This window comes from Stutzerimonas sp. C6.4V (genome assembly GCF_058536345.1).
Map to the genome: position 1 here is coordinate 990526 of NZ_JBZUBM010000002.1, position 22428 is coordinate 1012953.

General features: G+C 61.5%; 23 protein-coding genes. 7 read left to right on the forward strand and 16 right to left on the reverse strand.

What is annotated here, in order from left to right; genetic code table 11:
- Positions 1–22: 22 nt before the first annotated feature.
- Complete coding sequence (gene rpoH / locus AC4LFW_RS20400; protein ID WP_491821567.1) at positions 23–877, forward strand: RNA polymerase sigma factor RpoH; 855 nt, start codon at positions 23–25, stop codon at positions 875–877.
- A 69-nt stretch (positions 878–946) separates the two neighbouring features.
- Here the strand turns inward: rpoH and AC4LFW_RS20405 are convergent, their stop codons facing one another.
- Together AC4LFW_RS20405 and mtgA are read right to left on the reverse strand one after the other, a co-directional pair.
- Complete coding sequence (locus AC4LFW_RS20405; protein WP_491821569.1) at positions 947–3508, reverse strand: hybrid sensor histidine kinase/response regulator; 2562 nt, start codon at positions 3506–3508, stop codon at positions 947–949.
- A 222-nt stretch (positions 3509–3730) separates the two neighbouring features.
- On the reverse strand, positions 3731–4474 hold the full coding sequence (mtgA, locus tag AC4LFW_RS20410) for a monofunctional biosynthetic peptidoglycan transglycosylase (protein ID WP_491822211.1): 744 nt from the start codon (positions 4472–4474) through the stop codon (positions 3731–3733).
- Between the two features lie 71 nt (positions 4475–4545).
- Here mtgA and AC4LFW_RS20415 point away from each other — a divergent pair, with 71 nt between their 5' ends.
- The 5 genes from AC4LFW_RS20415 to AC4LFW_RS20435 all read left to right on the forward strand — a co-directional run bounded on the left by AC4LFW_RS20415 (position 4546) and on the right by AC4LFW_RS20435 (position 8383).
- Positions 4546–4920 (forward strand): DUF423 domain-containing protein, encoded by a 375-nt coding sequence (locus tag AC4LFW_RS20415; protein ID WP_491821571.1) that lies wholly within the window; start codon positions 4546–4548, stop codon positions 4918–4920.
- Between the two features lie 104 nt (positions 4921–5024).
- Entirely contained in the window at positions 5025–5225 is a 201-nt protein-coding gene (gene thiS, locus AC4LFW_RS20420) for a sulfur carrier protein ThiS (protein ID WP_491821573.1), read from the forward strand.
- An 82-nt stretch (positions 5226–5307) separates the two neighbouring features.
- Positions 5308–6102 carry a thiazole synthase gene (locus tag AC4LFW_RS20425; protein WP_491821575.1) on the forward strand — a complete coding sequence of 265 codons (795 nt, stop codon included), beginning with the start codon at positions 5308–5310 and terminating at the stop codon, positions 6100–6102.
- A gap of 57 nt (positions 6103–6159) precedes the next feature.
- Entirely contained in the window at positions 6160–6870 is a 711-nt protein-coding gene (gene trmB, locus AC4LFW_RS20430; RefSeq protein ID WP_491821577.1) for a tRNA (guanosine(46)-N7)-methyltransferase TrmB, read from the forward strand.
- A gap of 175 nt (positions 6871–7045) precedes the next feature.
- Positions 7046–8383, forward strand: coding sequence for a DUF1329 domain-containing protein (locus AC4LFW_RS20435; protein ID WP_491821579.1), 1338 nt, complete (start codon positions 7046–7048; stop codon positions 8381–8383).
- 61 nt (positions 8384–8444) lie between these two features.
- Here the strand turns inward: AC4LFW_RS20435 and arcC are convergent, their stop codons facing one another.
- From arcC to arcD, 4 genes are all read right to left on the reverse strand, one after another.
- A complete protein-coding gene (gene arcC, locus AC4LFW_RS20440) occupies positions 8445–9350 on the reverse strand; it encodes a carbamate kinase (protein ID WP_491821581.1) in 906 nt (301 codons plus the stop codon).
- A gap of 48 nt (positions 9351–9398) precedes the next feature.
- Positions 9399–10409, reverse strand: a complete 1011-nt coding sequence (locus AC4LFW_RS20445; protein WP_491821583.1) for an ornithine carbamoyltransferase — start codon at positions 10407–10409, stop codon at positions 9399–9401.
- A 46-nt stretch (positions 10410–10455) separates the two neighbouring features.
- Positions 10456–11712: an arginine deiminase gene (gene arcA, locus AC4LFW_RS20450; protein WP_491821585.1), complete on the reverse strand. Its 1257-nt coding sequence runs from the start codon at positions 11710–11712 to the stop codon at positions 10456–10458.
- Between the two features lie 97 nt (positions 11713–11809).
- Positions 11810–13237, reverse strand: coding sequence for an arginine-ornithine antiporter (gene arcD / locus AC4LFW_RS20455; protein ID WP_491821586.1), 1428 nt, complete (start codon positions 13235–13237; stop codon positions 11810–11812).
- Between the two features lie 195 nt (positions 13238–13432).
- On the opposite strand from arcD, the gene AC4LFW_RS20460 reads away from it, so the two are divergent.
- Entirely contained in the window at positions 13433–13801 is a 369-nt protein-coding gene (locus AC4LFW_RS20460; protein WP_491821588.1) for a DUF5064 family protein, read from the forward strand.
- A gap of 1 nt (position 13802) precedes the next feature.
- On the opposite strand, the gene AC4LFW_RS20465 is transcribed toward AC4LFW_RS20460, so the two are convergent.
- The 10 genes from AC4LFW_RS20465 to AC4LFW_RS20510 all read right to left on the reverse strand — a co-directional run bounded on the left by AC4LFW_RS20465 (position 13803) and on the right by AC4LFW_RS20510 (position 22418).
- The gene (locus tag AC4LFW_RS20465) at positions 13803–14126 is read right to left on the reverse strand and encodes a DUF3392 domain-containing protein (RefSeq protein WP_491821590.1); all 324 of its coding nucleotides are present in this window, start codon (positions 14124–14126) and stop codon (positions 13803–13805) included.
- An 8-nt stretch (positions 14127–14134) separates the two neighbouring features.
- On the reverse strand, positions 14135–15322 hold the full coding sequence (hemW, locus tag AC4LFW_RS20470; protein ID WP_491821592.1) for a radical SAM family heme chaperone HemW: 1188 nt from the start codon (positions 15320–15322) through the stop codon (positions 14135–14137).
- A complete protein-coding gene (rdgB, locus tag AC4LFW_RS20475; protein WP_491821594.1) occupies positions 15319–15915 on the reverse strand; it encodes an RdgB/HAM1 family non-canonical purine NTP pyrophosphatase in 597 nt (198 codons plus the stop codon). Before rdgB ends, hemW begins: the two co-directional genes overlap by 4 nt.
- Entirely contained in the window at positions 15912–16331 is a 420-nt protein-coding gene (locus tag AC4LFW_RS20480; protein WP_491821596.1) for a DUF4426 domain-containing protein, read from the reverse strand. Before AC4LFW_RS20480 ends, rdgB begins: the two co-directional genes overlap by 4 nt.
- Positions 16332–16353: 22 nt before the next feature.
- Entirely contained in the window at positions 16354–16953 is a 600-nt protein-coding gene (gene metW / locus AC4LFW_RS20485; protein ID WP_491821598.1) for a methionine biosynthesis protein MetW, read from the reverse strand.
- Between the two features lie 9 nt (positions 16954–16962).
- Positions 16963–18102 carry a homoserine O-succinyltransferase MetX gene (gene metX / locus AC4LFW_RS20490; protein ID WP_491821600.1) on the reverse strand — a complete coding sequence of 380 codons (1140 nt, stop codon included), beginning with the start codon at positions 18100–18102 and terminating at the stop codon, positions 16963–16965.
- A 79-nt stretch (positions 18103–18181) separates the two neighbouring features.
- Entirely contained in the window at positions 18182–20143 is a 1962-nt protein-coding gene (locus AC4LFW_RS20495) for a dynamin family protein (protein WP_491821602.1), read from the reverse strand.
- A gap of 121 nt (positions 20144–20264) precedes the next feature.
- Positions 20265–20855, reverse strand: coding sequence for a YggT family protein (locus AC4LFW_RS20500; RefSeq protein ID WP_491821604.1), 591 nt, complete (start codon positions 20853–20855; stop codon positions 20265–20267).
- Positions 20856–20864: 9 nt separating this feature from the next.
- A complete protein-coding gene (gene proC, locus AC4LFW_RS20505) occupies positions 20865–21692 on the reverse strand; it encodes a pyrroline-5-carboxylate reductase (RefSeq protein WP_491821606.1) in 828 nt (275 codons plus the stop codon).
- Between the two features lie 12 nt (positions 21693–21704).
- Positions 21705–22418, reverse strand: coding sequence for a YggS family pyridoxal phosphate-dependent enzyme (locus tag AC4LFW_RS20510; protein ID WP_491821608.1), 714 nt, complete (start codon positions 22416–22418; stop codon positions 21705–21707).
- Positions 22419–22428 lie beyond the last annotated feature (10 nt).

The window sequence follows — 22428 nt, forward strand, 5'->3', positions numbered from 1 at the left end:
GCTTCATTATCGGAGGAACTGCATGACAACTTCTCTGCAACCTGTTCAAGCGCTGGTCCCGGGAGGCAATCTCGAGGCTTATGTGCAGACGGTCAACAGCATTCCGCTGCTTACGGTCGAGCAGGAGCGCGAACTGGCTGGGCGCCTGTTTTATCAGCAGGATCTTGAGGCCGCTCGCCAGATGGTTCTTGCCCACCTGCGATTCGTGGTGCACATCGCTCGTAGCTACTCGGGTTATGGTCTGGCTCAGTCCGACCTGATCCAGGAAGGCAACGTCGGCTTGATGAAGGCCGTGAAACGTTTCAATCCGGAGATGGGCGTTCGTCTGGTGTCCTTTGCGGTGCATTGGATCAAGGCCGAGATTCACGAGTTCATCCTGCGCAACTGGCGTATCGTCAAGGTCGCCACGACCAAGGCGCAGCGCAAACTCTTCTTCAATCTGCGCAGCCAGAAGAAGCGTCTGGCCTGGCTTAACAACGAGGAAGTGGAGCGAGTCGCCGACAGCCTTGGCGTTGAGGCCCGCGAAGTACGCGAAATGGAAAGTCGTCTGACCGGGCATGACATGGCATTCGACCCCTCGGCTGACGCTGATGACGACAGTGCCTACCAGTCCCCGGCGCATTATCTGGAGGACCATCGTTACGATCCGGCCCGCCAGCTGGAGGATGCCGACTGGAGCGATAGCTCCAACTCAAGCCTGCATGAGGCGCTGGAGTCGCTCGACGAACGTAGCCGGGACATTCTCCAACAGCGCTGGCTGAACGATAACAAGGCCACCTTGCATGACCTGGCAGCCAAATATGGCGTGTCTGCCGAGCGCATCAGGCAGCTGGAAAAGAACGCGATGAACAAGCTCAAGGGCTCTATCCAGGCCTGACAGCGAGTTCCACCCAGAGGCGCTGCAGCCCTGCAGCGCCTTTTTTTGTCGGCAGCATGCATTGGCTGCCTAGGGGTGTGGTCTGGCCCTTTCCAGCGCATCGGACAGCGCGATCAGCAGCTGTGCGGCGCTGATGGGTTTGTGTAGCCAGCTGATGGCATGATCATCGTCCTGTCGCTCGAACTGGCTGGCGGCGGTGATCACGATGATCGGCAGGTCCCGCGTGGCAGGGTTGTTGCGCACCTCGTCGATCAGCTCGCGCCCGCCACCATCAGGCAGGTGGAGGTCCAGGGTCATGGCTTCGTAACGAATATCGGCCAGCTTGATCCGTGCAGCATGCAGGCTCTGTACCCTGTCGACCGAATACCCGGCGTCGCTGAGCATGAGGTGCAAGAGGCGGCCGGTGTCCGGTTCGTCTTCGACCACCAGCAGGCGCAGCTGGCCGTGGTCCTGGGTTAGTGTCGAATTTTCCAGGATGGGCAGCTCACACCAGAACGTGGTCCCCTCGCCTGCAGCGGTATCGAAACCGACCCGGCCGCCCATGCGCTCGATGAATTCCTTGGAGATGGCCAACCCAAGGCCCGTCCCGCCTTTCTGACGGCTATCCGACGCGTCCGCCTGGGCAAATTTCTCGAATACGCGAGACCGGAAGCCAGGCGATATGCCGGGGCCTTGATCGGTGACATTGATCCGTATGTTGCCATTGCCGGTCGCGTTGCAGTGCACGCTGACTTCGCCGCCTTCCGGGGTGTATTTGATGGCATTGGAGAGGAAGTTGTTCAGCACCTGCTGCAGGCGCAGATCGTCGACCCACACGTTGACATTCGCCGCGTTGCGCAACACGCAGTTCACGCCCAGCTGGGTGGCGAATGCCTGATTGCAGGCCAGGGCTTCGTCCAGTACACGCCGCAACGAGTGCTCACGCATGTCGAACGCCATCTTGCCGGCAGCAATCTTTTCCATGTCGAGCAGATCATTGATCAGATGGCCAAGGCGCAAGCTGTTGCGATGGGCAATCTCCAGCATCTGCCGCATGGCCTCTGGAATCTCTCCCAGCGCGCCGCCGGTTATCAGGCCCAGTGCGCCGCTGATCGAGGTCAGTGGTGTGCGCAGTTCATGGCTGACGGTAGATACGAAGTCATCCTTCAACTGCTCGATGCGCTTGTGCTCGGTCAGGTCCATGCTGGTGCCGCTGATGCGCAACGGCTGGCCGTCCCGGTCGCGCTGGATGTAGCCGCGCACGAGGACGGGTATCACCTTGCCGTTCTTGTGTCTGAAGCGAAGCTCGGTAGTGAACTGGTCAACTGGCGAAAGCATGGTTTTTGCCAGCTGTGCCTTGGCCTGGGGCAGGTCCTCCGGGACCAGGGCTCGCTCCCACAACTTCAGATCCGAGTCGAGTTCACCGGGACGGTAGCCGAGCATGTGCCAGGCGCGCGAGGACGCGTAGAACGACCCGGCGTCCAGGTTCAGGTCCCACAAGCCATCGTTGCTGCCTTTCAAGGCCAGGCTCAGGCGTTCTTCGCTGAGTTGCAGCGCACGTCTGTTCTCGCGGATATCCTCGGTCATCCGTTGCGCCAGTGCCTCGGCGCGAGCTCGCCGGACGGACAGTGAAGCGATCAGGAAGAACAGCAGCAGGCTGAAGCCTATGCCAAGGGCGATCACCAGGCCGTCGTTGCCGTGATAGAAACTGTCGAATTCCGGCAGACTTTCCAGGCGCAATGTCCATGTCTGTCCGTAGAGGTCGAGCCGGATGACGCGGCTGTAGCGTGCCGGCTGGTCGCGTTCGTTATCCTGGCTGGCAAAGAGCAGCTGCTCAGCCTGCTCCTGCGGGCCGGCATAGATACGCAGGCTCAAGTTCAGATCCGAGGCGCCAAGAATGCCACGCATCAGGTCGCCCATACGGTAGGGGCTGTAAACGAAGCCATCGAGGGCCTGCAAGCGCTGTTCAGGCGTGCTGGTGGGCTCGCCGGCGCGGTACAGAGGGACGTACATCAGCACGCCCGCCTGTACCTCGCCATGGGTTTCCTGGCGCAACGTTACCTTGCCGGTCATCCGGGTCTGACCCGATTCGGCCGCCGCCTGCATGGCTTGCCGGCGGATCGGCTCGGAGAACATGTCGTAGCCGAAGGCGGCGAGGTTACGTCCGCTGAAGGGTTCCAGGTACCGGATGGGGGTGTAGAACGCACGTTCACCGCTTGGGGTTATGGCGTAGTCGTTGAATCCTTCCTGACGTACGCTCTCAACGTGGGCCGCGCGCTGCTCGGGCCGCACGGCCTCCGCAAAGCCCACGCCCAGAATGCCGGGAAAGCGTGTCGCCAGCGCAAGGCGCTCGTTATAGGCACGCCATTGCTCACGTGAGACGCGGGCGTTGACATCGAACAGGCCCGCTGCGCCCAGCAGGATCTGTTCATGGTTGACCAGGCGCTTGCCGATGGCTTCTGCTGCCTCTTCGGTCAGATACGCGAATTGCTGGCTGGCCGCGCGCTCTTCGTTCGCGCGCAGATGCTGAAGCACGACGAGACCGACCAGCAAGGCAAAGGCCAGCACTAACCAGGCAGCGCTGTTACGCCAGGTAAGCAGTTGCCGGACGTGGCTGACGGGTGTGCTGTCTGCGGTCTCAGTTTCGCTCATGCGTTCGCTGCCGTGCGCTCTTTTGGCGAAGGAGGAGAAGGGTACTGCACCTTACGGAATTAGTACCGCTGTGTAGGCGACGAGCTTAACCCCTGGGGTGGCGCACTGCCATAACGCTCCGTCAGGCCACTGTAAGCCTGCGCCGGTGGCGGCAAGCTGTCCTGGGTCAACTGACCCGGCTCACCGCACTGGGGAGGCTTGGGCAGCACGTGCGCCGGGGGTTCAGTTGTCTTTCTGGGATTCCCAAAAGCCACTGCCCGGAATCTTGTGCGGGCGCAGCTTGCCGAGATAGTGACTGCCGCCCAGCTGCCTCACCTGCTGGCGAATCCAGCCAGCGCGCCTGCGCACATGCGGGCCGGGTCGGCCGGCATTCCACTCGCGCGGGTTTGGCAGGACGGCAGCCAGCTGGCTGGCCTGGCTGGCGGACAGATAAGGTGCGCCGATGCCGAAGTGATGTTGCGAGGCCGCTTCGGCACCAAAGACACCGCTTCCCCATTCGACGCTGTTGAGATAGACCTCCAGGATTCGCTGTTTTGGCCACAACAGCTCTATCCAGGCGGTAAACCAGACTTCCAGCCCCTTGCGCAACCAGCTGCGCCCAGACCAGAGAAAGAGATTCTTCGCCACCTGCTGGCTGAGGGTGCTGGCACCCCGTAACGAGCCGCCGCGCTCGTTATGCTCCAATGCGGCGCGAATCGCTGCGATATCGAAGCCCCAATGATCAGCGAACTTCTGGTCCTCAGCCGCGATGACAGACATCTTGAGGTCGTCCGGCAGTTCTTTCCAGGGCCGCCAGCTGCGTTGCAGATCGATGCTTTCACCATCGATCCATGATTCGATCTTGCGTTCGACCATCAGCGCAGTGAAAGGCGGCGGCACCCAGCGCAATACAAGAACCAGCAGAACGGAAAGCGCAACCAGCCCTATGAGCAGTTTGGTGAGTCGGCGTAGCAGGGCTCGGAGCATCGGGCGTGGTCGCAACCAGAGAGAATGGGCATTATAACGGGGCATCTACTCCCTGACCGGAAGCCCTCCGAATGATTCGTTCGTTTCTCTTGCTTGCCGGATTCTTCGGCCTCACGGGTGTCGCGCTGGGCGCGTTTGCCGCCCACGGTCTGAAGAGCCGCCTTGGCGCCGACTATCTGGCCGTGTTTCAGACCGGCGTGCACTACCAGCTGATCCATGCGCTGGCGCTGATCGGTGTTTCCTTGCTCGCCCTGCATGTCCCGAGTCGCCTGTTAGGCGCGGCTGGAGGACTGTTTGTGCTGGGGATCGTGCTGTTCTCCGGCAGCCTCTACCTGTTGACCCTGACAGGTATCGGCAAGCTTGGAATCATTACCCCGTTTGGCGGCACGGCGTTTCTCGCTGGTTGGATCTGCCTGATACTGGCCGCCTGGAACCTGCGGGTCTGATCTGATGCGCGTGTGGCCAGGGATGAATGGTGGCGGCGGCTGCCTTGGTCGATGGAGTCGATCGGGCTAGAATGCGGGCCCTTTCGCAATGGTGGCAGTCACTAATGCACATTCAGTTGAACGGCGAGCGCTATGAGCTCCCTGACGGTCAGTCGGTGGCCGATCTGCTGCAGCGCCTGGAGCTGACTGGGCGCCGGCTGGCGGTCGAACTCAACCGCGATATCGTCCCGCGTAGCCAGCATGCGACAACGGTTCTGGCCGAAGGTGACCAGATCGAAGTCGTGCATGCCATTGGTGGCGGCTAAGGACTCCACCGCATCGACATTATCGGCGTCGCCCGTGCAGCGGCGTATTTCTCGCTTCATTACATCTGAACAGGATGGTCGCATGAGCCCAGTTCCGCACGACAAACCATTCACACTTGCCGGCCGCACTTATCAGTCGCGCCTGCTGGTGGGCACCGGCAAGTACAAGGACCTCGACGAAACCCGCGCCGCGATCGAGGCTTCGGGGGCCGAGATCGTCACTGTGGCGGTGCGCCGCACAAACATCGGCCAGAACCCCGATGAGCCCAACCTGCTGGACGTCATTTCGCCGGATCGCTATACCATCCTGCCCAACACCGCCGGCTGCTATGACGCCGATGAAGCGGTGCGGACCTGCCGTCTGGCGCGAGAGCTGCTCGATGGCCACAAGCTGGTCAAACTGGAAGTGCTGGCCGACCAGAAGACCCTCTTCCCTAACGTCATCGAAACCCTCAAGGCCGCCGAGATTCTGGTCAAGGATGGCTTCGACGTTATGGTCTACACCAGCGACGACCCGATCATCGCGCGCCAACTGGCAGAGATGGGCTGCATTGCGGTGATGCCGCTGGCTGGCCTGATCGGAACGGGGCTTGGTATCTGCAATCCCTATAACCTTCGCATCATTCTCGAGGAGGCCAGGGTTCCGGTTCTGGTTGACGCCGGTGTCGGCACTGCATCCGACGCCACCATCGCCATGGAGCTCGGTTGCGAGGCGGTGCTGATGAACAGCGCCATTGCCCATGCGCAGAATCCGGTGCTGATGGCCGAAGCCATGAAGTACGCAATCGACGCGGGTCGTCTGGCCTACCTGGCGGGGCGCATGCCCAAGAAACTCTATGCCAGCGCTTCGTCGCCCCTCGAAGGCCTGATTCGCTAGCACTCTCCTTTTGGCCGCGCCATGCCTGGCGCGGTCGCCTTATCTACAGGTCTGTTCATGAGTGACATTTCCTCTCCGGCCGATGGTCAGCGTCGCATGCGCACCATCAAAAGCTTTGTCATGCGTGCCGGGCGCATGACCGAGGGCCAGCAGCGTGGTCTGGATCAGGGCTGGCCGCGCTTCGGTCTCGAACTGGCCGATGGGCTGTGCGATTTCGATCAGGCGTTTGGCCGACAGGCGCCGCGAACCTTTGAGATCGGATTTGGCATGGGGCATTCCACGCTGGAAATGGCTGCCGCGGCTCCTGATCACGACTTCATTGGCGTGGAAGTACATTCACCCGGCGTGGGGGCGCTGCTTAACGGACTTTTGTCACAAAATCTAAACAACGTGCGGGTCTACAGTTGCGATGCACTGGAAGTACTGCGTGAATGTGTCGCCGATTCGAGCCTGGACCGCGTATTGCTGTTCTTTCCCGATCCCTGGCACAAAAGTCGCCACCACAAGCGGCGCATCGTCCAGCCCGCATTTGCCGAGCTGGTCCGGCAAAAACTCAGGATTGGCGGCGTGCTACACATGGCAACCGACTGGGAAGCCTATGCGGAGCACATGCTCGACGTCATGAGCGTCGCGCCCGGGTTTCGCAACCAGGCCGCCAACGGGCAATACGTCGAGCGGCCAGAGGAACGCCCGACCACCAAGTTCGAGCGTCGTGGTGAGCGCTTGGGGCATGGTGTCTGGGACCTCAAGTTCGAGCGTATCGACTGATAGAGAGCACAGGCGCCCTGGAGCGCCTACTAGAGCCGTCGCAACGGCCCAGGGAAGATCTGAAAAGAGCGGAACGCCAGGAAGGCCCGATCCCCAACGCCTCACGAGTGCCCCTTCCTACTGGCAGGGGCCGTCAGCTGCCGCGCGCCCGTTGCGCAGCAAGGAGCAAAAGACAATGTATAGGAAATTCGCAACTCTGTTGCTGGCGGCCTGCGCCAGCCATGCCTTCGCCAAAGTCGATGACGCCCAGGCCGTACGCCTGGGGCAGGACCTGACTCCACTGGGTGCCGAACGCGCCGCCAATGCCACCGGAACGATCCCCGCCTGGACCGGCGGCGTCGAGCCGCCCGCCGGCTATGAGCCGGGCATGCATCACCCTGATCCCTACGCAGCCGATCCGGTGCTCTACCGAGTCGACCGCAGCAACCTTGCCGAATACGCTGCGCTGTTGCCGGAGGGGCTGCGAGCACTGATCGAGCGACACCCTGATTTCTACCTGCGGGTCTTCCCATCGCGCCGCAGTGCTGCCAATCCGCAGCGTATCTACGACGCCACGCGGCTGAACGCGGTCAACGCGGAGCTGATCGCCAATGGCAACGGCATCAAGGGTGCCTCGGCCGGAATTCCGTTTCCGATTCCGCAGACCGGGATGGAAGTGATCTGGAATCATGTCCTGCACTACAAGGGCGATCAGACTCATTTCGTCAACAATCAGGCCGTCGTCATCAACGGCCGTCCGACCTACATCAAACGCGACCGCCATATCTATTACGTCTATAACCGCGAGGGCATGAGCCAGGCCGACCTGGAGAACACCTCGCTGTACTACAAGTACCGGGTCACTGCGCCGGCCAAGCTGTCCGGCACCGCCCTGGTGGTTCAGGATCCGCTGGATCAGGTGCTTGCCGTGCGCAAGGCCTGGCGCTACAGCCCGGCCGATCGCCGGGTGCGGCGCCTGCCATCGCTCGCCTATGATTCGCTACAGCCCGATACGAGCGGTTTGGCCACGGCCGACGTGGTGGATTCGTTCAATGGCGCGCCGGACCGCTACGAGTGGTCGCTGGTGGCCAAGCGCGAGATGCTGATGCCGTACAACAGCTATGCGATTCACCAGAAGGGCATCTCCTACGACGATATCGTCGGTCCTCAGACCTTGAACCCCGACCTGTTGCGCTACGAATTGCACAGGGTCTGGGTAGTCGACGCGACCCTGCGCAAGGGATTCAGTCATCCCTACGACAAGCGTCGTTTCTACATCGACGAGGACAGCTGGTCGATTCTCGCCGTGGACCTGTACGACGAGCAGGGGGAGTTGATCGGACTGCAGGAAAGCCACCCGATCAGCTATTACGATGTGCCGATGTTCAACAGCACGGTCGAAACGCTCTACCACCTCAAGGATGGCAACTACTTCGTCGACGGCCTGGACAACAACGAGCCGATGTACGATTTCGAAGCCAAGCTCAGCCCGCGCGATTTCTCGCCTGCGGCTTTGCGGCGGGGTGGCAACTAGCGGTGTGAATCACAGAGGCGCCCTCGGGCGCCTCTGTCCGACCTGCGCGGGAGCCGCCTGGTCACAGGCTGACCCGCGTTCCGGCACGCCCCCGTACGATGGCGTCAATTTCCCCAAGCGACCCGATCACTGCAACCTTGCCTGTGTTGCGAGCGAACTCGCAGGCCGCCTGTACCTTCGGTCCCATCGAGCCCGCGGCGAAGCCTAGGCGTTCGAGTTCATCAGGATGCGCCTGGTCGATGCGTCGCTGCTGCGGTGTTCCCCAATCCAGGTAGGCGCCATCGACATCTGTCGCGATTACCAGCAGGTCCGCCTCGAGCTGCTCGGCAAGCAGCGCGCTGCACAAATCCTTGTCGATCACTGCTTCGATGCCGCGCAGCCTCCCGTTCTGGTCATATACGGTCGGAATGCCCCCGCCTCCGGCGCAGATCACCACACTGCCCTTTTCCAGTAGCCAGCGGATCGGGCGAATCTCGAAGATTCGCTTCGGCCTGGGGCTTGGCACCACGCGGCGGAATCGGTCCCCGTCCGCTGCGATGGTCCAGCCCTTTTCGCGAGCCAATCGCTCTGCTTCCTCCCGGCTGTAGACCGGTCCGATTGGCTTGCTCGGCTGGCTGAAGGCCGGGTCGCTCGGGTCCACCTCCACCTGGGTCAGCAAGGTGGCGAAGGGCATTTCGAACGGGAGCATATTGCCCAGCTCCTGCTCGATGATATAGCCGATCATGCCTTCGGTTTCCGCGCCAAGGACATCCAGCGGATAACCCGGAACCTCTTTGTATGCCGCGCCCTGAAGCGCGAGCAAACCGACTTGTGGTCCGTTGCCGTGAGCAACGACCAGTTCATTGCCCGGGGCGATTCGTGCAATCTGAGCGCAGGCAGTCCGGACGTTCTCACGCTGGTTTTCCGCCGTTAGCGGCTCGCCTCTGCGAAGCAAGGCGTTACCACCCAAAGCGATGACGATACGCATGCTGTTTTCCTCCAGATAGCGCCCGAGTAGACCCGGGCGCTTTACCGCTCAAATGTCGGCAAGGGTCGAGACCAGAATCGCCTTGATGGTGTGCATACGGTTTTCGGCCTGTTCGAACGCGATGCAGGCTGGCGACTCGAACACTTCTTCGGTCACCTCGATGCCGTTGGCCAGGTGCGGGTATTGGGCCGCGATCTCCCTGCCAATCTTGGTCTCGCTGTTGTGGAACGCCGGCAGGCAGTGCATGAATCTGGTGCGTGGATTACCCGTCGCCTGCATCAGCCCGGCATTCACCTGATAGGGCAGAAGCTGCTCGATGCGTTCGGCCCAGGCTTCGACCGGTTCGCCCATCGATACCCAGACATCGGTATGAACGAAATCGACGCCTGCCACGGCAGCGGTCGGGTCCTCGGTGAGCAACAGCCGAGCGCCGCTCTGCTCGGCGAACTCCCGGCATGCCTTGATGTGCGCTTCGCTCGGCCAGAGCGCGCGCGGAGCGGCAATACGTACGTCCATCCCGAGCTTCGCCCCGATCAGGAGCAGCGAATTGCCCATGTTGTTGCGCGCGTCCCCGAGGTAGGCGTAGCTGATCTGGTGCAGCGGCTTGTCGCTGTGTTCGCGCATGGTCAGCACGTCGGCGATCATCTGGGTGGGGTGATATTCGTCGGTGAGCCCGTTGTAGACCGGCACCCCGGCGTAGCGCGCCAGTTCCTCGACGATCTCCTGCTTGAAGCCGCGGTATTCGATGGCGTCATACATGCGCCCGAGCACGCGGGCGGTGTCCTTCATGCTTTCCTTGTGGCCGATCTGCGAAGAGTTCGGGTCGATATAGGTGACATTGGCGCCCTGATCATAGGCGGCTACCTCGAAGGCGCAGCGGGTACGGGTCGAGGTCTTTTCGAATATCAGCGCGATGTTCTTGCCTTTCAGATGCTGGCGTTCGGTTCCGGTGTACTTGGCGCGCTTGAGGTCGCGGGACAGGTCGAGCAGATAGCGCAGCTCGCGTTCGCTATGGTGCATCAGGCTGAGCAGGCTACGGTTGTGGATGTTGAAAGCCATGGTTGAAATCCTCAGGTTGCGGGCCGGTTGCTGTCGGGCGCGGCGATCAGTAGTCGAGTGGGTCACGCACGATCGGGCAGGTCATGCAATGACCGCCGCCACGGCCTCGGCCCAGTTCACCCGCGCTGATGGTGATTACCTCGACTCCGGCCTTGCGCAGCTGCGTGTTGGTAAAGGTGTTGCGGTCGTAGCCAATAACCACGCCGGGCTCGAGCGCGACCACATTGTTACCGTCGTCCCACTGCTCGCGTTCGACCTCGTAGCTGTCGCCTCCGGTCGCCACGGTGCGCAGGGCTGGCAGGCCCAACGCCTCGGCGACAACTTCGACGAATCCTGCTTTTTCGCGACGCAGATCGATGCCGCCCGGCTTGCTCTCGTCGGGCCGCAGGCTGAACGCAACGATGCCGTGCACGACCTCGGGGTAGATAGTCACCAGGTCGCGGTCGCAGAAGCTGAATACGGTGTCCAGATGCATCGCCGAGCGTGAGCGTGGCAGGCCCGCGACGATGACGCGTTCGGCTGCGCCATGACGGAACAGGGACTGCGCCAATTGACCGATGGCCTGACGTGAGGAGCGCTCGCCCATTCCGATCAGGACCACACCCTTGCCGATCGGCATCACGTCGCCGCCCTCCAGCGTCGCAAGACCGTGGTCGAGTTCAGGGTCGCCATACCAGACCTTGAAGTCCTGCCCGGCGAACTGCGGATGGAAACGATAGATCGCAGCGGTGAGCAGGGTCTCCTGGCGGCGCGCGGTCCAGTGCATGGGATTGAGGGACACGCCGCCATAAATCCAGCAGCTGGTATCACGGGTGAACAGGGTGTTGGGCAAGGGCGGCAGGATGAAACTGGAGTGACCGAGAAAGTCACGGAACAGACTGACGATTTCACCGCTGCGGGTGCCCGGCAAGTCACTGCCCGAGACGCCCCCGATCAGGTATTCGGCGAGCTGTCGGGGCTGTTGCTCCTCGAGCCAGCATCGCACCTCGTCCTGCAGCCCGATACCGACCTGGTTGGCCGTGATTTTTCGGTCGAGTATCCATTTCAGGGCCTCGGGGTTGCTTACCGTATCGGTCAGCAGGTTGTGCATTTCCAGGACCTCGACGCCCCGTTCACGCATCTTGGTAACGAAGTCGAAATGGTCGCGCTTGGCCTGGTTCACCCAGAGCAAATCGTCGAACAGCAGCTCGTCACAGTTGGTTGGCGTCAGGCGCTGGTGGGCCAGGCCCGGCGAGCAGACCATCACCTTGCGCAGTTTCCCGGCTTCGGAATGGACGCCCAGCTCACGCGGTTGCGGGGTCATGACAACTTCTCCTATCAAGTCTTCGCACCTGTAGGTGCTCGTTGGCTCGCCACTGCTTGTGGCAGCGATCGAGATTTACCCGGGTGGTGGCCCCGGATTACAGCGAGAGGAATCCGTCGTAGAGGCCGTAGGCAGCGACTGCAGCACCGACCAGTACCGCGGCAAAGATCAGCTTTTCCAGCGCACTGAATACGGGCTGGCCGAGCTCACGCTTGGCCTTGGCGAACAGCAGCACACCCGGGGCGTAAAGCAGGGCGGAGAGCAGCAGGTACTGGATGCCGCCGGCGTAGACCAGCCACAGCGCATAGAGCGTTGCGATGGCCGATACCAACAGGTCCTTGCGCCGGTCCCCGGCATTGCCTGCATAGCCATCGCCGCGAATGCCGACCAGCAAGGCGTAGGCTGCGGACCAGAAGTACGGCACCAGGATCATGGAGGTGGCCAGATACAGAAGGCTCAGGTACGTGGAGGCGCTGAACAGGGTGATGATCAGGAACAGCTGGATCAGCCCGTTGGACAGCCACAGCGCATTGACCGGAACATGATTGGCGTTTTCCTTGCGCAGGAAACCCGGCATGGTGTGGTCACGTGCGCCTGCGAAAAGGATCTCGGCGCACAGCAGGGTCCAGGACAGCAAGGCCCCGGCCAGTGATATCACCAGCCCTGCGCTGATCAGTATTGCGCCCCAGCGACCGACCACCTGCTCCAGCACGCCGGCCATCGAAGGGTTCTTCAGCCCGGCCAGCTCCGGCTGGCTCATGATCCCCATCGACAGCACGTTCACCAGTACCAGCAGTGCCAGCACGGTAATGAAGCCGATCACTGTCGCCTTACCGACATCGCTGCGGCGTTGCGCACGGGCCGAGTAGACACTGGCGCCCTCAATGCCAATGAATACCCACACAGTGACCAGCATCATGCTGCGCACCTGCTGCATGACGCTGCCGAGTTCAGGATTTCCACTGCCCCAGAAGTCGGCTGTGAAGATGTCCAGACGGAACGCCACCGCTGCAATCAGGATGAAGAGTAGCAACGGCACTATCTTGGCGATCGTACTGATGAGGTTGATGAACGCTGCCTGCTGGATGCCGCGCAGCACCAGCAAGTGCACGCTCCAGAGCACCAGAGACGCGCCGAGGATGGCTGACAGGGTGTTGCCCTCGCCAAACATGGGGAAAAAATAGCCGAGGGTGCTGAATAGCAGGACGAAGTAGCTGACGTTGCCGATCCAGGCGCTGATCCAGTAGCCCCAGGCGGAAGAAAACCCCATGTAGTCGCCGAAGCCGGCCTTGGCATAGGCATACACGCCGGCATCAAGCTCAGGCTTTCGGTTGGCCAGGTTCTGAAAGACGAAGGCCAGGCTCAGCATGCCCACAGCAGTGATGGCCCAGCCGACAAGGATGGCGCCGGCACTCGCGCTCGCGGCCATGTTCTGCGGCAGCGAGAAGATTCCGCCTCCGATCATCGAGCCCACGACCAGTGCCACTAGCGCACTGAGTTTCAGTTGTTTCGGATGTCCAGCCATGACCCTGTCTCCTTCAATGGATCGCGAGTAGCTGGGGTAATTGAATGCCTACATCCGGGAAGCGGTTATGACAGGCGTCAAGAAAGATCGAGGAGGGCGGTGTCAGGATGAAAGCGGCTACCAAGGCAATACGCCATGCGCCGGGAAGCCCCGTTCTAGACGCTGTGCATGGCGTAGAAACAAGAGGGGGGATCTATGTTCACACCGGGTCATGCGGAAGTCAGCCGACCGGCATCGTCAGCCTTTCCCGGCTACCACCTGATCCTCGACTACCACGTCGAGGGATCGGACCCTAAGCCGGAATGGGCTTGCTTTCACCTGCACGGGCAAGTCGATCAAACGCCCGTCGATGACCGTTTTTCGATGCACCGCGACGTGGCATTCAATTTTCTGCAGCGCATTGGGCAATGCTTGCGCAAGCATGGGCTGCACCTGCACCGGGACGTCCTGTTCGGGTTCCATGCTGTTTACGATCCGTTATTCGAGGACCTGCGCGACCAGCTGCACGGCATGCCCGGCGAGCCGGTGGATCTGGATCGTTTTTTGAACGACAGCAGTCCCTGAGTCAGTTGCGGTCGGCCACTACACCGACGATGAACAGCACCAGCAGCAGTACGGGGGCCAGCGTGTAGTTGTTGAACTGCGCCAGTCCCTTGGCCAGCCATGGCGTCAGGTAGATGATGCCGAGGCCGTAGACCAGGGCGCAGAAGATGACGAAGGCGAGGGTGCGAAGGATGAAATTGAGCCCGCCGATGTTCTTCTGCACCCAGCCGTTGAGTGCTGGCCCGAAGAGCACAAAGAGGGTGGCCATGATCGCCAGGGAAATGTCGAACAGGTGGTGCCGGCTCCAGCGCGACAGGGTGGCGATGAGGTCGAGTAGGAGGTCCATGCGGGTCCTTAGGGCAGGAAAAGTTGCAGCAGATCGTTGAGAAACAGCTGGCCTTTGGGCGTGGCGACCAGGCGATTGGGGTCGCGCTCCAGCAGGCTTCGCGCTTCGCCCTCACACCGCCCGCTGGCCAGCAGGTCAGGCGAAAAACCGGTGCGCTCAGTAAACAGCGCTGACGGCACGCCTTCAGTGAGGCGCAACACGTTCATCAGAAATTCAAAGGGAATTTCTTCCCGCTCGAGCCGCTTTTCGCCAGCACGGAAGCGCTTTGTCGGGTCCAGGTAGTCTTTTGGAAGGCGGGTCTTCCAATGGCGAAAGATTTCACCGTTCGCCCTGGTCGATTTGCCATGCGCGCCGGCGCCTAGACCGAGGAAATCACCAAATGTCCAGTAATTGAAGTTGTGCCGCGCCTGCCGGCCAGGCTGTGCGTAGGCCGAGGTTTCGTACTGGGCGTAGCCATGCTCGGCGAGCAGTGCCTGGCCGGCCTCCTGGATGTCCCACAGGGTTTCGTCTTCCGGCAATCGGGGGGGCTTGCTCCAGAACTCGGTGTTTGGCTCGACCGTAAGTTGATACCAGGACAGATGCGTCGGTTGCTGGGCAATGGCGATGCGCAGGTCGCTCAACGCGTCATCCAGGCTCTGCTCTGGCAGCCCATGCATGAGGTCGAGGTTGAAGTTGTCGAAGCCCGCCGCGCGTGCCATATCCGCCGCCCGGACCGCTTCGTCGCCGTCATGGATACGCCCGAGCGACTTCAGTTTTTCAGCTTGGAAGCTCTGCACGCCGATGGACAGCCGGTTGATCCCGAGGCTGCGATAGTCGCGAAACTTCGCCTGCTCGAAGGTGCCTGGGTTGGCTTCCAGGGTAATCTCGATATCGCTGGCAAAGCCGACCCGCCGATGCAGCCCATCGAGTATTCGCGCCAGCGCGCTGGCCGAGAACAGGCTTGGCGTGCCTCCACCAAAGAAGATCGAAGTCAGCGGGCGGTTCTGGGTTTGCTCCAGATCCGCATCCAGGTCGGCCAGCAGCGCTTCGACATAAGCGTCTTCAGGCAGGACCGGGCCAGCGGCGTGGGAATTGAAATCGCAATAGGGGCATTTGCGCACGCACCAGGGGATATGTACGTAGGCTGACAGGGGTGGCAGCTGCAGAGGCGATACCGCAGGTGGCTCGGAAGCGCCGCCGTTGGAGACTGCGGTCATGCGATCCCCAGCCGCTGTTTGAGCAGGGCCATGGCGCGGGCGCGGTGGCTGAGCCGGTTCTTGTCCTGCGGCGTCAGCTCGGCGCTGGAACAGTCGCGCTCCGGCACCCAGAACAGGGGGTCATAACCGAAGCCCTGCTCACCCCGGGCGCTGTGCAGGATGCGGCCCTGCCAGAGTCCTTCGCAGAGGATCGGCAGGGGGTCGTCGGCATGCCGCAGCAGTGCCAGGGCGCAGACGAACTGCGCGCCACGCTCGGCGTCCGGCACGTCTTTCAGGGCATCGAGCAGTTTGGCATTGTTCGCCGCGTCACCCTGGCCGTCCGCGTAGCGCGCCGAATAGATGCCCGGCGCGCCGCCCAGGTAATCGACCGCCAGGCCGGAGTCGTCTGCCAGCGCAGGCAAACCGGAGATCCGCGCCGCGTTGCGCGCCTTGAGAATGGCGTTCTCGACGAAGGTAAGTCCGGTTTCATCCGGTTCGATAGCGCTGAACTCGCCAATCGAGCGGACGCGGATGGCGTCGCCCAGCATGGCCTGGAGCTCCTTGAGCTTGCCGGCGTTGTGGCTGGCCAGTACCAGTTCTGTAAAAGGCATCATTCGTCCGGGAAGAATTCTTGGCTGAAGTCGAAATCGATCGCAGGTGCGCCTACGGGCTGGACGTTCACGGTGAAACGCAGGGTTTCCCGGGATTCGAAGGGAAACTGTGCGAGGTAATAGATAGCCTCGCCTTCCTTGAGCTGTTTGAAGCTCAGCGGATAATCCTGACCGAGCAGGTTCCTGACCGAGCCGCGGACCTGAGCTGCTGTCGGCCTGCCGGACTTGAGCACGGCAATGTTGACTACGCCCTGGGTCTTGCTGCGCACCAGGCCTGCAGCGGCAGCGATGTCGGGCTGCAGGAAGCCGGAATTGAAGGCGATATAGTGCACATCATATTCACCGACGCTGTGTTTGCGCTCAGCCATTGCTGGCAGTGCAAGCAGCAGGGTGAGCAGGCATATCAGGCTAGATCTCATGGTCTCTCTCCAGCGTTAGAAGTCATCGAACAGCGCCTGTGACACGGTAAATGCCGATTTCGCCAATCAGGTTTGGCCACAAACGGCTCGCCACGCCATGCTTGTGATGACGGTCGACAGCCAGCCGCTCGAGCACCTTCGCATCCAGTTCCCGGCACAACCGCTCAAAGTCCTCGAAGGTGCAGAAGTGGATGTTCGGGGTGTTGTACCAGGTGTAGGGCAAAAATTCGGATACTGGCATCCGGCCCTTGCTGGCCAGGTACCAGCGGCACCGCCAGTGGCCGAAATTAGGAAAGGTAATGATGCATTCGCGGCCGACCCTGAGCATTTCCCGCAGCAACTCGTCCGGGTAATGGACGGCCTGGAGGGCCTGGGTCATGACGACAATATCGAAGCTGTTGCTGGCGAAGTTGCCGAGGCCTTTGTCCAGATCCTGCTCGATGACGTTGACGCCCTTCTCGATGCAGGCAGCGATGTTGTCAGGATCGATCTCCAGGCCGTAGCCGCTTGCCTGCTTGGTGTCCCGCAGCCAGGCCAGCAGGTCACCGTTGCCACAGCCGAGGTCGAGTACGCGGCTTCCTGCCGGTATCCAGTCTTGGATGATTTCCAGGTCGGCGCGCATTTGGGTTCCTTATACGACGATTCGGTTCATATAGCCGCGAAAGGCCTGCAGATAGCGGGGGATCGGAATCAGGAAGGCATCGTGGCCCTGGGGTGCATTGATCTCCAGGTAGCAGACGTTCTTGCGTGCCGCCATCAGCGCATCGACGATCTCATGGGAGCGCTCCGGGGAGAAGCGCCAATCGGTGGTGAACGAGATGACACAGAAGTCCGCCTTGGCCGTCGACAGGGCCTTGGCAAGGTTGTCATCGTAGGCTGCCGCCGGATCGAAGTAGTCCAGCGCCTTGGTCATCAGAAGATAGGTGTTCGCATCGAAGCGCCCGGAAAACTCCTCGCCCTGGTAGCGAAGGTAGCTTTCAACCTGGAACTCGACGCTGTTGAAGTCGTAGTTCAACTTTTCGCTTTTGAGGCCGCGCCCGAACTTGGTGCCCATGGCGTCATCGGACAGGTAGGTGATATGGCCGACCATTCGCGCCAGCATCAGGCCGCGCTTGGGAATGACCCCTTGTTCCAGGAAGTGGCCGCCGTGGAATTCCGGGTCGGACAGGATGGCCTGGCGTGCGACCTCGTTGAATGCGATGTTCTGGGCCGAGAGCTTTGGTGCCGAGGCGATCGCAACACAATGGCGCACACGCTCCGGGTAGCTCATCGTCCATTGCATAGCCTGCATGCCACCGAGGCTGCCGCCGACTACGGCTGCCCACTGCTCGATGCCCAGCAGGTCGGCCAGGCGCGCCTGGCTGTTGACCCAGTCCTCTACCGTGACCACCGGGAAATCGGCACCGTAGGGTTTGCCGGTAGCAGGATTGTCGCTGCTGGGGCCGGTCGATCCGTTGCATCCGCCTAGATTGTTCAGGCTCACGACGAAGAAGCGGTCCGTATCGATTGCCTTGCCGGGACCGATGCAGCTATCCCACCAGCCGGGTTTGCGGTCTTCGGCATCGTGGAAGCCGGCGGCATGGTGATGACCAGACAACGCATGGCAGATCAGCACGGCGTTGCTGCGCGACGGGTTCAATTGGCCGTAGGTCTCGTAGATCAGCTGGTAGCCGGCAAGCGTGCGGCCGCAGGCAAGCGCCAGCGGCTCGGCAAAATGCGCGACCTTCGGACTCACCAGACCAACGGAATCGGCTGGAATAGCAGTGGGCATCGACCCTGGCTCGTACTGGAAGAAGGCGGCAAAGTCTAAAGGTTAGCGCGCCTCAATTCATCCTCAATCGCAACAGAGGTCAGCCCAGGCTGGCACTGGTAAGGCTGACGACCTTGCCCTGGCGACGGATCGGTGCGGGCCGCCGCAACAGCCGCAGCATTTCGCTGGCCTGGGCCAGTTGCTGCTCGAGTTCGTGGCTGTAACGCGCCAGCAGGCGACCGCGCTGGCTGCTCTGCTGGCTGTCCTGGGCCAGGCTCTTCAGGCGCAGCATATGGGCTTCAAGCTGTTGCTTGTGCTCCAGCGAATGCTGCATCAGAGGCATCAGCGCTTCGCCTGCCCACTGCTCGGCTTCCTGGCGTAGTCGCTGATGCATCGCCACCACCTCCTGCACAAGGGTTGCGAAGAAGCGTCGGGTCAGGGTGCGCTGCTCGGTGAGCAGCGTCTTGAGTTGCAGGCGGAACTCGTCAGCCTTGCTCTGCAGGCCCTTGAGTTCCTTCTGGTACGGCGCCAGACGGAACAGCGGGGTGTCGACGCCATGCAGGGGATTTTCTTCGTTGTGACGTCGGTATATCGCCGAAACCATCTTGTTCGCCAGCGCAGCTTCCTGCTCCAGGGTGCCCAGGTCCTGCTCCACTGAGCGAAAGAAATGAAGAATGCTGAGGTTGATGCCCAGCGTGGTCAGGCTGCCGGTCAGGCTGCGGCGCAGTCGGGTGAGGTGCTCTTCAAGGCGTTCGGCGCGTACGGTCGAGCTCAGCAGCTCGCCTTGGCGTTGCAGCAGACGCTGATTGGTTTTCAGCTGCAGCAGGCGCTTGTGGTGTTGGTTGTGGTCGTGGCGGGTGCGGGCGGTCAGCTCGATGAGCAGCTGGCCGTTGTCCTGACGATGACTGTCCAGCAATTCGCACTGCTCGCGCACCTTGGCCAGGCGCTGGCTGAGGATCTGCTGACTGTTCTGCAGCAGTGCCAGGACCTGGCGCACTACCTGCTGTTCCAGCAAATGCTCCTTTTGCGCGAGGATTCGGTCACAGAGCAGTTGCTCGAGCGCCACCAGTCGACTGCGTTGGAACAAGGCCTGGTCACCGCGAATCCTGGCCAGTAGCGCCTGCTTGGCGGACAGTGGGAGGACGTCATGGGTGGTGATGCCGAGCTGATGGGCAGTGCTGGCCTGGATCTGCTCGATAGCGGTCTGCACGAATGCTTCGCCTGACACATCGTCCCAGAGCACGTCGATCTTGTTCAGTACGGCGAACAGACGGTTGCGGCCGCCATCCCCGATTTGGCGGATGTGCTGCTGCCAGATGTTCATGTCGCTGGCGGTCACTCCCGTGTCGGCCGAGAGCAGAAAGATGATCGCCTGCGCATTAGGCAACATCGAAAGGGTCAGCTCGGGCTCGCTGCCCAACGCGTTTAGCCCAGGGGTGTCCAGAACCCGCAGGCCTTGCCTGAGCAGCGGATGATCGAAGTTCACCATGGCGTGGCGCCAGGCCGGCACCATTACTTCGCCGGGCGTGCTTGCGTCTTCCAGCGCGTCCGGGTTAAAGCCGAGCTGGACGGCCTGCTCAACCGGCATCGACTTGGTGGATGCGACCTGATTGAAGGCCTCGGCCATCCCCTCCGGGTTCGTCGTGTCCAGCGGCAGGTTCAACCAGAGGCGCGGGTTGCGCTTGAGCTGCGCAATGCTGATGTCTTCAAGACGCGATTCGATCGGCAGCAGGCGTATGTAGGAGCGATCCGAGCGCGGGTCGTAGAACAGCTCGGTCGGACACATGGTGGTTCGCCCTGCTCTGGAGGGCAGGATCCGTTGACCATACTCGGCAAAGAACAGGCTGTTGATGAGTTCGGTCTTGCCGCGAGAGAACTCGCCCACAAACGCAAGGGTGATATGGTCGGTGCGCAACAGCTTGAGCCCGCGCTCGAGTCTGGCATCTACCGTCTCCGACGTGAGTCGGTTGTGGGCGAGCCAGCTGCGGTAGCGGGTGATTTCACGTATCAGTTCGCGCTTCCAGGTGACGTAGGCATCCACCTGCCGGTCGAGTCGTTCCATGATCGTCTGTTTCCTGAAAGGCGTAAGCGGGCGATTATCCCAGTCGCCCGGTGCGGGTCAATCGAACCCGCTGTGAACTACCGCCCAAATCTGAAAGAAGCGAAAGGGCGGTTCCAGAGCCTCAGATCAAACCGCGCAGGATGTTCGGCATGTGCGTCATCATTACCAGGTTGTTGATAACCAGCATGTCCAGCAGCTTGATCGCGAGAAACGCGAAAATGGGGGATATGTCCAGTCCGCCCAGGTTCGGCAGCAAACGGCGAAAGGGCGCCAGCGCCGGCTCACAGATCTGGCTGACCAGCTGGGCGCCGGGGTTATGGCTGCCCGGCGCGACCCAGGAAAGGATCACGCTGATGATCAATGCATAAAAGAAGATGTTGAGGAACAGTCCGGTCACGCCGATGACCGCCCAGATCAGTAGCTGCAGCGGATTGCCGATGCTGCCATAGGCGATCATGAGGATGGCTGCCATCAGGATCATTTGCACGACAATGGCCAGCACAAGCGAGGACAGGTCCAGCCCGCCGACGCTGGGGATCACGCGTCGCAATGGTTTGAGCAGCGGGTGCGTCGCGCGGACGATGAACTGGCTCAGGGGATTGTAGAAATCGGCCCGGACCAGCTGCAGGATGAAGCGCAACAGTACGATCAGCAGGTAAAGGCTGCCGAGCGTCTGGATGATCAGGATCAGGGCTTGCGAGAGTTGCGACATGAAGGCTCCTTATTTGCCCAGTTGTTCAGCGAGTTCGGCTGAGCGTTGTGCGGCTGCATTCATCGCTTGCTCGATCAGCCGTTCGAAGCCGCCCGCTTGAAAGGCTTTGATTGCCGCTTCGGTGGTTCCGTTCGGTGAGGTGACGCGGCGTCGCAGTTCGGCGGCTTCCACATCGCTTTCGCAGGCCATCCGCGCAGCACCCAGGGCAGTTTGCATGGTCAGTTGTGCCGCGGTGTCACGCGGCAATCCCATACGCTCCCCCGCGGCGGTCATCGCTTCGATCATCAGGAAGAAATAAGCCGGGCCGCTGCCCGACACGGCGGTCACCGCGTCAATCAGTGGTTCCTTGTCCAGCCAGAGCGCCAGCCCAACCGCTGATAGCAGTTGCTCGGCCTGCTGTTTTTGCGTGTCGGTCACTTGATCGTTGGCGAACAGCCCGCTGACACCCTGACGCAACAAGGAGGGGGTGTTCGGCATGCAGCGTACGATCGCTCGTGGTGTCTGCTCACCGAGCCATGCCTGAAGGCTGGCGCAATCGATGCCGGCCGCAATCGACACGACCAGCTGATTCGCTTGTAGATGTGCAGCCAGGTCGCGGCAGACCGCCTGCATTACCTGCGGCTTGACCGCCAGCACCACCACGTCTGCGCCCGCGATGGCCTGGGCATTATCAGAGAAAGCGTCGATGCCATGGGCGGCTTCCAGTTCGGCGCGTTTATCGGCGCCGGGATCACTGGCACAGATCGCGGAGGCTGGAATGCCCTGTGCGCGTAGGCCGCCGATCAGGCTTGCGGCCATGTTGCCGCCGCCGATGAAGGCGATACGGGGAGTGCTCATGTAGGGTTCCTTTTATTCATGCGGTGGGGCGTCGGTAGCTGCCTGCGATCGGTAAGCACGGGCGCCGAACAGAGCAGTGCCAATGCGGACCCAGGTGGCGCCTTCAGCGATGGCTGCTTCGAGGTCCCGGCTCATGCCCATGGAGAGAGTGTCCAGGTCCAGCTGAAGTTCGGTCTGCAGGTGGCGCAGGCGGGCAAAGGCTGCACGCTGCTCGGCTGGGTCCTCAGTTGGTTCAGGAATCGCCATCAGGCCGCGCAGGCGCAGACGGGGCAGTGCAGTGATGGCGTGCGCCAGTTCGTATACCTCTTGCGGCTCGCAGCCAGACTTGCTTGCTTCGCCGCTGACATTCACCTGCAGGCAGATGTTCAGCGGGGCCAGGTGCCCAGGACGCTGGGCCGAGAGGCGCTGGGCTATCTTTAGACGATCCACCGAGTGCACCCAGTCGAAGTGCACAGCGATCAGTTTTGTCTTGTTCGACTGGATGGGGCCGATGAAATGCCAGGACAACGGCAGGTCGGTTAGCTCGGCCTGTTTTTCCAGCGCTTCCTGCAGATAGTTTTCGCCGAAATCCCGCAATCCCGCTTCGCTGGCCGCCCGGATAGCCCCGGCCGATTGTGTCTTGCTCACGGCAAGCAGCTGCACCTCGTCGGGATCACGCGCAACAGCTTGCGCCGCCTCACGGATGCGCGTTCGGACCTTTGCAATATTCGTCGCTATCGTGGACATTACCCGCGCC

What these genes read in the sequence shown, in the direction of transcription:
- AC4LFW_RS20480 (WP_491821596.1), bottom strand. Translation starts at nt 16,331, where the DNA reads ATGAGATCTAGCCTGATATGCCTGCTCACCCTGCTGCTTGCACTGCCA.
- AC4LFW_RS20510 (WP_491821608.1), bottom strand. Translation starts at nt 22,418, where the DNA reads ATGTCCACGATAGCGACGAATATTGCAAAGGTCCGAACGCGCATCCGT.
- rdgB (WP_491821594.1), bottom strand. Translation starts at nt 15,915, where the DNA reads ATGATGCCTTTTACAGAACTGGTACTGGCCAGCCACAACGCCGGCAAG.
- arcA (WP_491821585.1), bottom strand. Translation starts at nt 11,712, where the DNA reads ATGACCCCGCAACCGCGTGAGCTGGGCGTCCATTCCGAAGCCGGGAAA.
- AC4LFW_RS20465 (WP_491821590.1), bottom strand. Translation starts at nt 14,126, where the DNA reads ATGGACCTCCTACTCGACCTCATCGCCACCCTGTCGCGCTGGAGCCGG.
- AC4LFW_RS20435 (WP_491821579.1), top strand. Translation starts at nt 7,046, where the DNA reads ATGTATAGGAAATTCGCAACTCTGTTGCTGGCGGCCTGCGCCAGCCAT.
- rpoH (WP_491821567.1), top strand. Translation starts at nt 23, where the DNA reads ATGACAACTTCTCTGCAACCTGTTCAAGCGCTGGTCCCGGGAGGCAAT.
- AC4LFW_RS20445 (WP_491821583.1), bottom strand. Translation starts at nt 10,409, where the DNA reads ATGGCTTTCAACATCCACAACCGTAGCCTGCTCAGCCTGATGCACCAT.
- metX (WP_491821600.1), bottom strand. Translation starts at nt 18,102, where the DNA reads ATGCCCACTGCTATTCCAGCCGATTCCGTTGGTCTGGTGAGTCCGAAG.
- AC4LFW_RS20500 (WP_491821604.1), bottom strand. Translation starts at nt 20,855, where the DNA reads ATGTCGCAACTCTCGCAAGCCCTGATCCTGATCATCCAGACGCTCGGC.
- AC4LFW_RS20495 (WP_491821602.1), bottom strand. Translation starts at nt 20,143, where the DNA reads ATGGAACGACTCGACCGGCAGGTGGATGCCTACGTCACCTGGAAGCGC.
- metW (WP_491821598.1), bottom strand. Translation starts at nt 16,953, where the DNA reads ATGCGCGCCGACCTGGAAATCATCCAAGACTGGATACCGGCAGGAAGC.
- proC (WP_491821606.1), bottom strand. Translation starts at nt 21,692, where the DNA reads ATGAGCACTCCCCGTATCGCCTTCATCGGCGGCGGCAACATGGCCGCA.
- mtgA (WP_491822211.1), bottom strand. Translation starts at nt 4,474, where the DNA reads ATGCTCCGAGCCCTGCTACGCCGACTCACCAAACTGCTCATAGGGCTG.
- arcC (WP_491821581.1), bottom strand. Translation starts at nt 9,350, where the DNA reads ATGCGTATCGTCATCGCTTTGGGTGGTAACGCCTTGCTTCGCAGAGGC.
- thiS (WP_491821573.1), top strand. Translation starts at nt 5,025, where the DNA reads ATGCACATTCAGTTGAACGGCGAGCGCTATGAGCTCCCTGACGGTCAG.
- AC4LFW_RS20415 (WP_491821571.1), top strand. Translation starts at nt 4,546, where the DNA reads ATGATTCGTTCGTTTCTCTTGCTTGCCGGATTCTTCGGCCTCACGGGT.
- hemW (WP_491821592.1), bottom strand. Translation starts at nt 15,322, where the DNA reads ATGACCGCAGTCTCCAACGGCGGCGCTTCCGAGCCACCTGCGGTATCG.
- AC4LFW_RS20405 (WP_491821569.1), bottom strand. Translation starts at nt 3,508, where the DNA reads ATGAGCGAAACTGAGACCGCAGACAGCACACCCGTCAGCCACGTCCGG.
- AC4LFW_RS20425 (WP_491821575.1), top strand. Translation starts at nt 5,308, where the DNA reads ATGAGCCCAGTTCCGCACGACAAACCATTCACACTTGCCGGCCGCACT.
- AC4LFW_RS20460 (WP_491821588.1), top strand. Translation starts at nt 13,433, where the DNA reads ATGTTCACACCGGGTCATGCGGAAGTCAGCCGACCGGCATCGTCAGCC.
- arcD (WP_491821586.1), bottom strand. Translation starts at nt 13,237, where the DNA reads ATGGCTGGACATCCGAAACAACTGAAACTCAGTGCGCTAGTGGCACTG.
- trmB (WP_491821577.1), top strand. Translation starts at nt 6,160, where the DNA reads ATGAGTGACATTTCCTCTCCGGCCGATGGTCAGCGTCGCATGCGCACC.